Origin of the sequence: Peribacillus sp. NJ4 (genome assembly GCF_030348345.1) — a bacterium.
Taxonomy (GTDB): Bacteria; Bacillota; Bacilli; order Bacillales; family DSM-1321; genus Peribacillus.
Genome location: NZ_JAUCFQ010000001.1, coordinates 2,865,043 through 2,878,940, shown reverse-complemented (window position 1 = coordinate 2,878,940; position 13,898 = coordinate 2,865,043). Strand labels below are relative to the sequence as shown.

The window sequence follows — 13,898 nt, the reverse complement described above, 5'->3', positions numbered from 1 at the left end:
CCACCATTATAGAAATAGGAAAGCCATTTTTATATTTGGCTTTTTGCATAATTTTGAATGAAGAAAGGAATTTTAATTAAGAAATCTTAGCGAAAGTTGGTGAAGGGCGTATTTTAACTGAATTTTTTCCGCAATTATATCATAACTTAGTACGTCCTAAGTGGTTTACAGAGAAGTATATACATCTTTACTTACAAGAGGAATTTGAATTTAATGATAAAACTGTCTTAGATTTCGGTTCCGGTACAGGGGTAAACTGCACTTTATTTTCTCCTGAACGTTATATGGGAGTAGAACCTGACCAAAAAAGAGTTATGTATTCGAAAAAGCTATATTCAAATTATGAATTCAAAGTTTTAGAAGAATATTCTCTGCCAGTTGAAAATGAAAGTATTGATTATATTCTTATTATTTCCGTGTTACATCACATCTCTTGTGCTGACATAAAAACGTATACGGAAGAATTTAAGCGAGTATTAAAACCAAATGGGAGAGTAATTGCAATTGAGCCTTGCATATACCAGCATAAGCCTCTTTGTAACATCATTATGAACTGGTTAGATCAAGGACGTTTTATAAGAGATGAGAAAGGGTATATAGATATTTTTCATAAGAACGGTTATAAATGCGATGTTTTAAAGCGTTTTACAAAATGTTTCGTATACAACGAACTATTTTTCTCGGCCTGCTTAAAAAAATATTAGAAAAAAATTCCAACATCGATAATTTTAGTTTATGTTGAAGCTGTCCCATCGCCATAAGCTAAGGTGAATTTGTATCCCCATAACCAAAAAAAACGCTATTCTTGCTGTAGAAATATACTGGAAGGATGGTATTTTCTATGGGTTTTTCTATTTCAGACGAAATGAATCTCTTTTCTCAGGAACTTCAAAACTCCTTCATCTTCTCCTAAGAATTGGCTAAAGAAATAAATGTCGGCTGAACCCCAAATAGTGATAAAGAATCGAAAAGAGTGCTTTTACTGGGTTGAGAAGAAAAAGGAATATAGGACGAAGAAAGTTAAAACAACTATTTTTTGAACACTGTTCCATTTCAGAACGGTGTTATGTGTGTTTAGAGTATTAAGATTAAACAACTTTATTGTATGTGAACATTGTGCAATATTGTACTTAAACTACCATGAAAATAAGTTTCTTTTAAAATGGAAAAATGACAATACTTAAGAAGACCCTGCTCATTCGTTTAAAAAAAAGAGGAGAGCGTTAATTAGTTTCACTAATTTATTATCTGACTTATACGGGGATGAAAGTGGGGTAGCACAACCGATCGTTGGGAATTTAGCTAGTATAGATTCAATGGATTCAGACATATTGGAGAAGTGTTTTCAGAAATTCTATTCTATTGAAAATATGAAAATCATTATAATTGGAGATATCATTCCTGAAGAAATATATACAATTATAGGGAATGAACTTGCAAGTTCCACTTCGAAAGATAAAAATAGATACTTGCCTTTATTACCTGTCAAAAGAGAGAGTATCAATATCGAACCCATTAATACCAATCAATCGGTCCTGTTATTTGGAAATACGATTGCTTATGAAAGTGTGGCCTCTGATACCGGTATCCGAAAGGAATTTATTATAAGAATAGGGTTAGAAATACTATTTGGCAGAACCTCCGACTTTTAGCAAAAAATCTCTAATCACTCTCTTGTAGATAGAGACATCGATTTAAAATACGAAATATCCAATAGTTATTCTTTCTCCTTATTAAGTGTGATCACAACCAAACCATATGAACTTATGGAAGAAATTAGATTGACAAAAAATAATATTCAAACGAGAAGTATCGATGATTATGAATTTTTAATTTCTAAACGAAGGATTATCGGAATGATAATCGACGTATATGATAATCCAACAAAATTAGCTAACTCAATTCTTCATTATTCTATAAGAGGAATTAATTTTTGTGATGTTATTAATGTAATTAACAAGATTACCAAAAAGGAGGTTATTGATGGATTATATTCACACATTTTAATCTAAAATGAGGGAGCTAGCTGATTTTATTAAGTTCAGTCGATTGGCTTGGCAATTGATTTCCCATGGAGGGAAATCAGAATATGTACATTGGCCCTTTTAATGGCCGCGTATTTAACGGAGTAGCCTGCAATGAACTTAAAATCAAATCGAGAAAGAACCGGAATGAGCTCTGCTCTCCGGTTCTTTTTGAATCAGTTTGCTGCTGGGATCAAACCCTTATGAATGGAGACTTCCTGAATGGCACGGTAGACCGTTTCGACCATGATATCGAGTTCCTTTTCTGACATGGACAGACTCGGCATCATCGTGATGACTGGACCAAGTTCCCGAATGATCAGTCCATTTTCCCGTGCTGTATGGATGATTCCAGAAACGACGATCTCTTGGAGGGTGAACGTTTCTTTTGTTTGGCGGTCTTTAACGATTTCCACTCCAATCATGAAGCCGCGCTGGCGGATATCGCCGACTATCGGAAGTTCGTATAGTGCTTGGATAGGCATGACAAGGAATGATAGGGCAATTGACCCGTTGAGACATGGGAGGGAAAGCCTCCAGGGGCGGCGTGGAGAATGTGCATTATATGGTAAAATATGGAGTGTTGTACAACTCCTATATTTCACTATGCCTTCACGAAATTTTCATGTCCTGAAATCACTCCATTTAACCGTGAACTTAAATTCAATGGTGATGAAATCCTCCGAATAAGCGAGTATTTGTGAGAAAATCGTATTAAACTGAGGGAGTTCAAGAGTGCGTTTGAACTTTGTTCAACAATTGGGCCATTATATGGAATAAGAATTTTAAAGAGTAATAAAATCAGGTTTTTATTGAGAGTACCTATTCTTTGTTTGTTAATCCTTCAAGCATATATACTTTTTCCATAAATTTATCTAATGCACTATTACATTCTTCTATTCGGGTTACTGCTTGTTGTTGTAATTCACATTGGAAAAAATCTCGTTTTTGTATTTTCAATAACCATTTTTGTAATCGTTCTAATGCAGCTTCATTTTCCTCAATTTCTCCAAATGAAAAATTCTCCTCTTTAGTTTCCTCTTCAATTTCCATTAAAAATTTTTCCGATTCTTTAAGAAACTCCTTATATTCTACTATGCGTTCTTGATTAAGTGATTGAATAACTTCATTTTCCGAAGAAGATGATAATTTATCTATTTCAAGTAAAGAGGTTTCTCCACCATTTTCTTGAATATGCAATTGTAATTTTTTAACCTTCTTAATCAGTTCCTCATTCGTTGGAAAAATACAAACAGACTGTTGTAAATAGTGAACACCCATTGTTTTAAGGTTTCTCCAAACTCGGACTCTTATAGAAGAAGGTTCCGATGGAATTTTAAACGAAAAAATCATCCAGCCTATTACTTGCATTGGGTCAGCTCTCCTTTATTTTATTTTATGGATTTATTATATCACAATTTATAAATGTAACACCTGTTGCATTTATGTAAACGGAAGTTATAATATTATTTGTGAAAGAGATTAAATATTAAGGGTGATAGTTGAATGAGTAATGTATGGTTAATGAGTTTGGTCAGCTTTTTTACGGATATGGGTACATATATGGTTACTCCTTTAATTCCTATTATTCTAGCATCATCGGGACCTATGATCATCGGAATTATTGATGGATTATCTGAAAGTTTAGCTAGCTTATTGAAATTCTCTTCAGGCAGGTATTCAGATCGGATCAAAAAGAGAAAAAGAATAGCGATAACTGGTTATGGATTATCAGGATTAGGAAGAATATTTCTGATTTTTGCCACCAGTTGGGTAGGAGTTTTTATATGGAAGTTAATTGATAGAACAGGTAAAGGCATCCGCACAGCCCCTAGAGATGCAATCATTTCAAAATCAGGTGGGAAAAATAGACAAGGTAGAACATTCGGATTGCATTCAATGATGGATATGATGGGAGCTGCACTTGGAATTGGTGCTGCTTATTTAATAATTCAATTCAATGGAACAGATAGTATACGTGAAGTATTTCTTTATTCATTAATTCCTGTCATTATTGGCTGGTTAATTCTCTTTGCTGTAAAGGAGAAAAAAGAAACTCAACCGAAAAAGAAAAAACTGGATTCCTCTCAGTCAAAACTCAGTTGGAAACTATTAAATCCGACCGTAAAAAAATTATTAATCGTTGTTTTTCTTTTTACTATTATAAATTCATCTAATTCATTTCTTTTATTGAGGGCATCAGAATTAGGGGTTTCCACGGCAAATGTTCTATTATTATATTTGCTTTTTCATCTTACTGCTTCACTTTTATCTTATGCATCAGGTTCTTTTTCTGACCGGTTTGGGCGAAGAGGAATTTTAACAGTAGGTTACGCCATTTATGGATTAGTCTATCTGGGATTTGGGGCAGTAAATTCAACTACCAGCCTTGTGTTTCTATTTATCTTTTACGGTCTTTATTCGGCATTAACGAAAGGTGTTGAAAAAGCATTAGTAGCTGACCTTGCAACTTCTGGAGCTAAAGGAACAGCACTCGGTTTCTATTCGATGGTTACAGGGATCGGGCTATTTCCGGCTTCCTTGCTTACAGGTTGGCTATGGGAGACATTTGGTGCTGAAACATCTTTTTATTTAAATGGTGTTATTGCGATTTTTGCTTCCGTTCTATTATTTAAAATACTTCCTTCCAAAAAGGAGGAATTTATCAATTAATTAATTTTAAAGGTTGTAGTCTATATTCAACAATCGGGCCATTTAATTGAATAAAAGGGTACATAAAACTCCACCTTTTATAACCATCATGCGCACTTGAGCGTGAGCAGACGGTGATTTATCAACGGTGTATAAATGCTGCATAAATAATAAATTGTGAACCCTCTTGGAGCCAAAGGGGTTCGTTACAATGTATAATCTGTATCTTTAACGTGGACTATATTACCTCCGATTGTAGTAAAAGGAGATGTTTTATTTATATACTCTTTACATAAATAATAATGAAAATCATTCTCAAATATGTTAGTATATCTCCTAGTAATTATTTTTTAATTATAGGAGGAAAAGTATGTTTATTGATCTTTTAAGGCATAACAAAAATGTCTCTATTCTTTTGGCTGTGTTGCGTGTGTATCTCGGATATACGTGGGTTATGGCTGGCTGGGGGAAAATAGCAGGCGGACAATTTGATGCTTCTGGTTTCTTACAGGGTGCGTTGGCAAATGCAACTGGAGAGCATCCGGCTGTTCAGGGATGGTGGGTTGTATTTCTTGAATATGTAGCCATTCCTAATGTAGAGATATTCAATACATTAGTACCTTGGGGAGAATTCCTCGTCGGGATAGGTTTATTGATGGGTTGTTTCACTAAAACAGCTGTCTTTTTTGGCCTGGTTATGAACTTCTCTTATCTGTTTAGTGGCACGACAAGTACCAATCCACAACTAGTTCTATTATCTATGTTTATCCTTGTTTCTGCTATGAATGCAGGAAGATATGGGGTAGATGGTATGATTATGCTAACTCTTAAAGAAAAGCTATTTGCTACCAAAACAATAAAGGGAAAAGAAGCTGCTTAGCTTTTAATACTACTGAGACTTGCTTCAAATAACTATAATTTCAATAAACTTTCTGCTTCCCAAATACATGATCAGCTAGAAGAGGATGATATAGAAAGTGTCTTGATCTAGTACTAGGATTAAGGCACTTTTTTAGATCCTAAAATAGGGGTTATGTTAATACGGCAGAAAAAGAATAATTTTCTTGTTCCACAAACGGGCGCAATTCTTGAAAAAGAATTGTGCCTTCTTTAGCTATAGGGTCAGATTGTTGAGCAAAATTCTCGAAAACAATTGGATATTATGAGGATCTGAGATTGTGAAGAATTGTACTTAAGCTCACGGGGCAGGTTAGTTGAAGAAGGATTTTGTTTTTACGTTAAACTGTATACAGTTTAACGGTTTTAGGAGGTGAAAATGATGAAACGTGCGATAGGAATATTTCTTACTCTTTCATCTTTACTAACATACATTGATGTAGTGTCATCGCTATATATCAATAAATATTAGGAGGTGAAAACGATGGCACGTATCAACAGTAATCAATTAATAGTTAATGGTGCAGAGCAAGCTTTACAACAAATGAAGATTGAAATCGCTAGTGAATTTGGTGTAAACCTAGTTGCTGACACAACTTCAAGAGCTAATGGTTCTGTAGGTGGAGAAATCACTAAACGACTAGTCCAAATGGCTGAACAACAATTAGGTGGAAGACAGTTCTAATAATTTACTTAGAAATGAGGGAGTAGTCGGCTACACTACTTCCTTTTTTGATTTTAAACCTTCTGTATATTCGGACTGTGAGGTAAGATTTGACGAACAGATGATTCGTTTGTTACAATCTCCCCATCAAATAGGAAAAGGATGAGGACGATGGTTCGTCGTTTGAAACGGTTTAAGAATGTTGCTACGGCATTAAGCTTCTAAGTAAAAAAATGATTTATACTACTTAGAAGCGAGGGAAAAGAATGAAACAACATCGATTTAACCACTGGTCTGAAATTAAGTATCTAAAAGATATTGTCACCAACCCAATGATTGAAGTAGGGAAATACTCCTACTATTCTGGTTATTACGATAATCATGATTTTGAAGATGGGTGCGTTAGATACCTATGGGGAGATGAAAAATCAAGAAAGTTATTTAACCCCATCGAAGACCATGGATGGCATTTAGATAAGTTGATTATAGGAAATTACGTATGCATTGCAAGTGGTGTAATTATTTTAATGGGTGGAAATCACAATCATCATCCTGAATGGATTACCGTGTATCCGTTTGTGGAGCAGATTGAAACTTCTTACGAACCAAAAGGGGATACAATCATCGAGAGTGATGCCTGGATTGGCATGAATGCAATGATTATGCCCGGTGTGACAATAGGTGAAGGTGCCATTGTTGCGGCTGGATCGGTTGTTGCCAAAGATGTCCCACCATATACGATAGTAGGCGGCAACCCTGCTAAAGAGATAAAGAAACGCTTTACAGACAAAGAAATCGAAAAGTTAAAGGAAATGCGTTGGTTCGATTGGGAACGTGAGAAAATTGATCGAGCCAGTCATATCTTGTCCAGTTCCTCTATTAATCAATTATATGACTTTTATCAAAGGGAAATAAAACCATAACGGTTTAATTTTAGATCACCTCATTGAATAAAAACGAATAAGTTTAATAAGCCATAGTCTCTTCTTAATAGCTAATTAAGAAGAGACTATTTTTTTTATGAAAACTCATCACCGCACAGTTTGTGTCAACTCTACAATAAGTCTTAATGAACTAACGGGTGCGTTAGCTGAAGATCGGAGCTGTCTTTAAGGCAGCTTTTTCTTTATGCAACTAAAGGGACAGGTTAGTTGAATAAGGTATTTCAGTGTCAGTAGTGAATTTAATAAAGTGGTAATTTCTGATTATGATTAGAGGTGAAATTTAAGAAAGTACATTTGAAATGTGTTACGAGAGAAAATTGGGAAGAGGCATTAGCATTGAAAGTTAAGAAACAGCAAAGTAACTTTGTACCGTCAGTAGCCGCATCACTTGCCAAAGTTTATATTAAACCAGACGGAGATAACATTGTTTATTTGCCCTTTGCCATCTATGACAAAGAGTTAATGGTCGGTTTTATCATGCATGCTTACGATGAAAATACGACGAATATGTATTGGTTTAACGGATTCATTATTGATGAGAGTGATCAGGGTAAAGGATATGGTAGGGCGGCACTGTCTGAGATGGTTCATTGGATAGCAAATAGGTTTACCATTTGTAAAGAAATTCGTCTAACCGTATTTAAAGATAATGAAAATGCTTGTGAATTATATAAACGTTTTGGCTTTCTTCCCACAGGAGATGTATATGGAGAAGAAGATGTGTGGTTTCTTCCTATAAATTAACTATGTTTCTTATTGAACTCCCTCAGTTTAAGGGGGGAGCGTCAGGAAAATGTGTATGTACACCGTTAAGCATATTTTCCTGGCGATTACCCTGATTTTAACACCATTAAGAAAGTCTTAATGGTCTTGACGAAACTACTGAAACAACTTCTTCTAAATTAAAGGAGAGGAATAAATAAACCCTTCTATTCGCTGCCGGAGGCTTGTTTGTCGCTATTAGGAATTAGGATTATTTCTTATAGATTACTACAAGCATCCATATAGCCAATGCACCAACGATAGCAAGTGCTATACGTGTAGATAGTATCCGTACTTCAAAGTCGGTTTTCTTGGATGGTTCAGGATATGCAATTACATAAATCCCCTTTAATAGTGAGAGCCATGCAATGACTGTGATGAATCCCCGCCAGTTGAGTGCCCATACATTATGCAGGATAACAGTGCCTAACCCTAGGAAAATCGATAGAAAGCCATACATAATCCCAAATCCTCTGTCCTCGACCACTAATCTTTTCAGTTCACGTAGTACTGATGGACGTACGAAAAGTATTCCCGATATGATAATCGTCATCCATCCCCAAAACAGTCCTAAAAAGGTACTTGCTTCCATTATCATCTCACTCCTTTCAATTATATTTATATTTCAGGTATTTCCCCTTTTAGAACATTGCATTGACGTAATTGATTAGCAACAAATAGAGGAATAGGTGGAAAATTGAAAATATATTTTATTTCTTGTTGAACTAACGGGTGCTTTAGCTGAAGATCAGAGCTGTCTTTAAGGCAGCTTTTTCTTTATGCAACTAACGGGGCAGGTTAGTTGAACAAGCAATAATCAAAAAAAATAAATAAATATTGGAAATAAACTTTTTATTGTGATACATTAAATGGAAATACGAGGTGGACAAAATGCTGTCATTATTGAATAATTTTTCTCTGTTACAATTACATCATCATAACTAGTAGTCTTGCTATTCGATTTTAAAAATCGTATATAGGAAGGCTATTTATAATTGAACCGCATTGATTAAGTTTAAGAACTTTAATCTTTTGCGGTTTTTTATTTTTAAACAAACAATTGGAGGTAAAAAAAGATGAAAAAGATGAATTATCAAAATGTAAAGGGTACACAAGATTATTTACCACAAGCAGAAGTAGTACGAAACAATATTAGAAGAACATTAGAAGATGTTTTTATCCAATATGGGTGCAAACCTCTAGAAACTCCAATTTTAAATTACACCGAATTGCTTGCTTCTAAGTATGGAGGGGGTGCTGAAATTTTAGAGGAAATGTATACATTAACAGACAGAGGAGAAAGAGATTTGGCATTGAGATACGACCTAACGATCCCATTTGCAAAGGTAGTTGCAATGAATCCAACAATGGGGATGCCTTTTAAAAGGTATGAAATAGGTAAAGTGTTCAGAGACGGTCCTATAAAAGCTGGAAGGTTCCGTGAGTTTACTCAATGCGACGTTGATATTGTGGGAGTTAAATCTCAAATAGCTGAAGCAGAATTAATGATTATGGCATTGGATGCATTCCACAAACTCGATTTAAAGGTAATAATTCAATATAACAATCGAAAATTATTAACTGGAATGCTTCAAGTGTTTGAAACATCAGATGAAAAAATTAATAAAGTAGTATTAATACTTGATAAACTTGAAAAAGTTGGATTAGAAACTGTTACTTCGGAACTTACTGAACAGGGGTTGCCGCCTTCAACAGTCAAATTAATTAAACAGTTTTTGACTGATAAAAATAATACAAGTTATAGCTACTTTGAACCCTTTTCTGCACAAAGCGAACAGGTTAAACAAGGTATAGAAGAATTAAAAGAACTGGAAACATATTTGGAATTCCTTGGCGTCAGTAACCAATGTATATTTAATCCATTTTTAGCAAGAGGCTTGGAGATCTATACGGGTACTATTTATGAAATTTTTTTATCTGATAAAAAAATTAAGTCAAGCATTGGTAGTGGGGGAAGATATGACAATGCTATCGGTGGACTTATTGGAACAAATGAGAATTTTTCTACAGTTGGAATATCATTTGGTTTAGATGTTATTTATACTGCTTTAAATGCATCAAAGGAAAAAATCTTAGAAAATCCTACTGTGGACTTTTATGTAATCCCAATAAATACGCAAAAAGAATCATTCTTAGTGGCAAGACAACTAAGAAATAAAGGCTACAAGGTTGAGTATGAAATGGGAAACAAAAAGATTGGGAAAGCCTTAGATAAGGCAAACAGGGAGAATTTTCGTAACGTTATCATAATTGGGGAAGATGAAGTAAAAAATAATCAATTTAAAATCAAAGATATGTTCTCTGGCGAAGAAAGAATTGAATCTTTTGTTTTTAATAAATGATGAATATGATAATTTCCTCTTTATGAACAAACGGGTGCGTTCGTATTATAAGGTTAGCCAGTTTTTACTGGTTGACCTTTTTTTAATAGAATCTATTTTATCAGTAGCCAGGGTAAGACGTACGGGTGCGTGGGGCTTGATCCCGTGAACTGTCCGCCCCCTATTTGTAGAAACATGTTTGAGGCTGGTTGGGACGTAGATCTCGTATAACAAGCGAAGCTATGACACTACATGGAGGACTAGGGGTACTGGTAAGTATGTAGAGGAGGAAAAAACAATGAATCCAGTTGTGAAGTTGTTTCAAAACAAGAACAATTTCAGGCATCACAATTTTCCAACTTGAATTACAAGGAAAAAAAACAGCTTCTAGATTTACTTAGGAAAATTCAAAAACCATAGGAGGTAATGACATATCAGCAGTAGTGGGAGAGTGCCTGTAAACTTAAAAGCACTATTCAATTTCAAGTAAGTGGTAAAAATTAGTCGTTGTTGCAAAGTTATCTACTTCTCTGATTGAATAAAGGTGAATCTTCTTGCTATTTCAAATAGTAATCGCTAATTCAATATAGCTTCCTGGTAAAAACTTCAATAATGTCAACCTCAACTATAACTTTTTTCTCCTTCTGACCTATTTCATATGAATCATTTGAAATTATATATCATCAATATCACTTTAATATCGAAAATGTTGGGCGATACCCCTTTATTTAACCAACTTACTTAATAATGGGTATTGTGAATAATTTCCATGCTTCTATTTTTAATAAAATTAAAGATCTAATATTTATAGACAATAAAAAACTTCGGACAAAGGAAAAAACACCCATAAAGTCGTATATATAATTATCGACAAATTGGCGATGCTTTTAAGGTTAGTGTCTAACCAGAAATAAAAATAGGAGTGAAAATAAAATGAGTAAAAAAACGATGGGTATTCACCACATTACTGCAATTGTTGGTCATCCTCAAGAGAATGTTGATTTCTATGCAGGTGTATTAGGTTTACGTTTAGTGAAAAAAACTGTCAATTTTGATGACCCAGGTACCTACCATCTTTATTTTGGTAATGAGGGTGGAAAACCAGGAACAATCATGACATTTTTTCCATGGGCAGGAGCTAGTCAAGGAAAAATTGGTGATGGTCAAGTAGGCGTTACATCTTATGTTGTTCCAAAAGGAGCTATGAATTTCTGGAAAAAAAGACTGGAATCCTTCAATATTCCTTTTACTGTAAGGGAGCGCTTTAGCGAGGAATACTTGGAATTTGATGACCCTCATGGGCTACACTTGGAAATTGTTGAAAGGGAAGAAGGGGAAGTAAATATATGGACCTTTGGCGGGGTAACACCTGAGGTAGCTATTAAAGGCTTTGGCGGTGCTACTTTATTATCGACCCATCCTGACAAAACGGCTGTATTGTTAGAAAACATATTGGGACTAGAATTAATCGGCAAGGAAGGCGACTTTGTACGTTACCGTACTTCAGCAGAAATTGGCAATGTCATTGACTTAAAATTAACGCCAATAGGACGCGGGACAATGGGTGCTGGAACCGTACACCACATTGCATGGCGGGCAAAGGATGATCAAGACCAATTGGAATGGCAAAAATATGTTGAGGAAAACGGATATGGGGTAACTCCTGTACGAGATCGAAACTATTTTAATGCGATTTACTTTAGAGAACACGGGGAAATTCTCTTTGAGATTGCAACAGATCCTCCAGGATTTGCTCACGATGAATCTGAAGCGACGATGGGAGAAAAATTAATGTTGCCAGAGCAGTATGAACAGTCTAGAGGGCAGATTAAACAAAGTTTATTACCATTTGAGGTAAGAGAATTAGAGTTGTGAGCTGTTTAGCTGGTACAAATTATGCAAAATTAGGTGAGATTTTTCCATAGAGAGTCCTAATTAATTTCTTGATCAAAGTAATGAAAAGAATGGGAATGGTGAGATTGCAAAAAACAACAGGGATCCATCATATAACAGCAATGGTGAACGATGCCCAAAGAAGTATTGATTTTTATGCTGGCATACTGGGGTTAAGACTTGTAAAAAAGACGATAAACTTTGATCGTCCAGAAGTCTATCATCTTTATTTTGGAAATGATACTGGTCAACCTGGATCTGTTATAACTTTTTTTCCGTGGCCAAAGCAGTTAAAAGGTCGAATTGGAACAGGACAGGTTGGAGTAACCAGTTTTATCATCCCGAATCAATCGATTAAATTTTGGGAAAATCGTTTGAAAAAATTTAGAATTAGGTTTATTCAATCAGTACGTTTTGGAGAAAAATATTTACAATTTCAAGATCCAGATGGTCTCGAAATTGAATTAGTGGAACGAAATGAAGGGCCAAAAAATAATTGGAGTTTTGGAGAAGTCGATTCAGAGGTTGCAATTAAAGGGTTTGGTGGTGCTATTTTAATTTCAACTCAGCCTAATAAAACTGCGAATGTGCTTGAAAACGTATTAGGGCTCGAATGTCTTGGGCAAGAAGCGAGCTTCCTTAGGTTTAAATCGGATGGTCAGTTTGGAAATACAATTGATATTAAGCTAACACCTTCGGTTCGCGGGTTAAAAGGGGCTGGAACTGTTCACCATATCGCATGGAGGGCAAAGGATGACCAAGATCTTTTGAGATGGAGAACACTTCTTCAAGATAAGGAGTATTATCCGACTGAGATTCGTGATCGAAACTACTTCAAGGCTGTGTATTTCCATGAACAAGGTGGTATCCTTTTTGAAATAGCGACAGATCCGCCAGGCTTTTCCGTTGATGAAGCTGTCGCTGACCTTGGAAATAAACTGATGTTACCATCTTGGCTGGAGCCAAAACGAGAAGAATTAGAAGAAGCCTTACCTACTGTGGAAGTTCGCGTTCTGGAGGGAGATCAATCATGAAACATATATTTAATAAGGGTAAAGATTCAACGAAACCAACGTTATTATTACTACATGGTACTGGCGGAAATGAATTAGATTTATTACCTATAGCGGGAAGAATTGATGACGAGGCTTCAGTGCTAAGTGTCCGCGGAAATGTATTGGAAAATGGAATGCCTCGATTCTTTCGGAGATTAGCTGAAGGAGTATTCGATGAGGAAGATCTGATTTTCCGTACAAAAGAATTAAATGAGTTTCTTGATGATTCTGCTGCAAAGTATAATTTTGATCGAGAAAACATGATTGCTATTGGATACTCAAATGGAGCTAATATAGCTGCTAGTTTATTATTTCACTATCAAAATGCATTAAAGGGAGCCATTCTCCATCACCCGATGGTACCGAGAAAAGGAATTGTTCTTCCTGATTTGTCAGGAAAATCAGTATTTATTGCTGCTGGTAAAAATGATCCTATATGTTCGCCGATGGAATCTACTGAACTTCAATCCTTATTTGAAAAGGCTAATGCAAAAGTTGAAATTCATTGGGATAATAGGGGGCATCAATTGACTGTTGATGAAGTTGAAGCTGCGGCTCACTGGTATCGTAGGGGTCTTTTAAACTTTAGTAATACAAATTAAATTTTTTGTAAATAACTTAAAACTTGCAGAGTGAAATCGATAAATAAGCCTTGATGTTTTAGG

General features: G+C 35.2%; 14 protein-coding genes. 11 read left to right on the top strand and 3 right to left on the bottom strand.

What is annotated here, in order from left to right; genetic code table 11:
• Positions 1 to 83: 83 nt before the first annotated feature.
• Both QUF94_RS14310 and QUF94_RS14305 read left to right on the top strand, forming a co-directional pair.
• On the top strand, positions 84 to 704 hold the full coding sequence (locus QUF94_RS14310) for a class I SAM-dependent methyltransferase (protein WP_353957810.1): 621 nt from the start codon (positions 84 to 86) through the stop codon (positions 702 to 704).
• 612 nt (positions 705 to 1,316) lie between these two features.
• Positions 1,317 to 1,652, top strand: coding sequence for an insulinase family protein (locus QUF94_RS14305; protein WP_353957783.1), 336 nt, complete (start codon positions 1,317 to 1,319; stop codon positions 1,650 to 1,652).
• Positions 1,653 to 2,200: 548 nt separating this feature from the next.
• Here the strand turns inward: QUF94_RS14305 and QUF94_RS14300 are convergent.
• Together QUF94_RS14300 and QUF94_RS14295 are read right to left on the bottom strand one after the other, a co-directional pair.
• Positions 2,201 to 2,509 (bottom strand): aminotransferase class III-fold pyridoxal phosphate-dependent enzyme, encoded by a 309-nt coding sequence (locus tag QUF94_RS14300; RefSeq protein WP_483313656.1) that lies wholly within the window; start codon positions 2,507 to 2,509, stop codon positions 2,201 to 2,203.
• A gap of 337 nt (positions 2,510 to 2,846) precedes the next feature.
• A complete protein-coding gene (locus QUF94_RS14295) occupies positions 2,847 to 3,395 on the bottom strand; it encodes a Chromate resistance protein ChrB (protein ID WP_289316441.1) in 549 nt (182 codons plus the stop codon).
• 135 nt (positions 3,396 to 3,530) lie between these two features.
• Between QUF94_RS14295 and QUF94_RS14290 the strand changes: the two genes are divergently transcribed.
• The 5 genes from QUF94_RS14290 to QUF94_RS14270 all read left to right on the top strand — a co-directional run bounded on the left by QUF94_RS14290 (position 3,531) and on the right by QUF94_RS14270 (position 7,925).
• On the top strand, positions 3,531 to 4,697 hold the full coding sequence (locus QUF94_RS14290; RefSeq protein ID WP_289316440.1) for an MFS transporter: 1,167 nt from the start codon (positions 3,531 to 3,533) through the stop codon (positions 4,695 to 4,697).
• Between the two features lie 349 nt (positions 4,698 to 5,046).
• The gene (locus QUF94_RS14285) at positions 5,047 to 5,556 is read left to right on the top strand and encodes a DoxX family protein (RefSeq protein WP_289316439.1); all 510 of its coding nucleotides are present in this window, start codon (positions 5,047 to 5,049) and stop codon (positions 5,554 to 5,556) included.
• Between the two features lie 501 nt (positions 5,557 to 6,057).
• Positions 6,058 to 6,258 carry an alpha/beta-type small acid-soluble spore protein gene (locus QUF94_RS14280; protein ID WP_289316438.1) on the top strand — a complete coding sequence of 67 codons (201 nt, stop codon included), beginning with the start codon at positions 6,058 to 6,060 and terminating at the stop codon, positions 6,256 to 6,258.
• Between the two features lie 245 nt (positions 6,259 to 6,503).
• Entirely contained in the window at positions 6,504 to 7,160 is a 657-nt protein-coding gene (locus QUF94_RS14275) for a CatB-related O-acetyltransferase (protein ID WP_289316437.1), read from the top strand.
• A gap of 294 nt (positions 7,161 to 7,454) precedes the next feature.
• Entirely contained in the window at positions 7,455 to 7,925 is a 471-nt protein-coding gene (locus QUF94_RS14270) for a GNAT family N-acetyltransferase (protein ID WP_289316436.1), read from the top strand.
• 229 nt (positions 7,926 to 8,154) lie between these two features.
• Here QUF94_RS14270 and QUF94_RS14265 read toward each other — a convergent pair whose 3' ends face one another.
• A complete protein-coding gene (locus QUF94_RS14265) occupies positions 8,155 to 8,535 on the bottom strand; it encodes a hypothetical protein (RefSeq protein ID WP_289316435.1) in 381 nt (126 codons plus the stop codon).
• A 484-nt stretch (positions 8,536 to 9,019) separates the two neighbouring features.
• Here QUF94_RS14265 and QUF94_RS14260 point away from each other — a divergent pair, with 484 nt between their 5' ends.
• The 4 genes from QUF94_RS14260 (at position 9,020) to QUF94_RS14240 (ending at position 13,835) form a co-directional block, all read left to right on the top strand.
• Entirely contained in the window at positions 9,020 to 10,306 is a 1,287-nt protein-coding gene (locus QUF94_RS14260; RefSeq protein ID WP_289316434.1) for a histidine--tRNA ligase, read from the top strand.
• A 912-nt stretch (positions 10,307 to 11,218) separates the two neighbouring features.
• On the top strand, positions 11,219 to 12,160 hold the full coding sequence (locus tag QUF94_RS14250; RefSeq protein ID WP_289316433.1) for a ring-cleaving dioxygenase: 942 nt from the start codon (positions 11,219 to 11,221) through the stop codon (positions 12,158 to 12,160).
• Positions 12,161 to 12,264: 104 nt separating this feature from the next.
• Positions 12,265 to 13,212, top strand: coding sequence for a ring-cleaving dioxygenase (locus QUF94_RS14245; protein WP_289318378.1), 948 nt, complete (start codon positions 12,265 to 12,267; stop codon positions 13,210 to 13,212).
• Entirely contained in the window at positions 13,206 to 13,835 is a 630-nt protein-coding gene (locus QUF94_RS14240) for an alpha/beta hydrolase (protein ID WP_289318377.1), read from the top strand. Before QUF94_RS14245 ends, QUF94_RS14240 begins: the two co-directional genes overlap by 7 nt.
• The last annotated feature ends 63 nt before the right edge of the window (positions 13,836 to 13,898 follow it).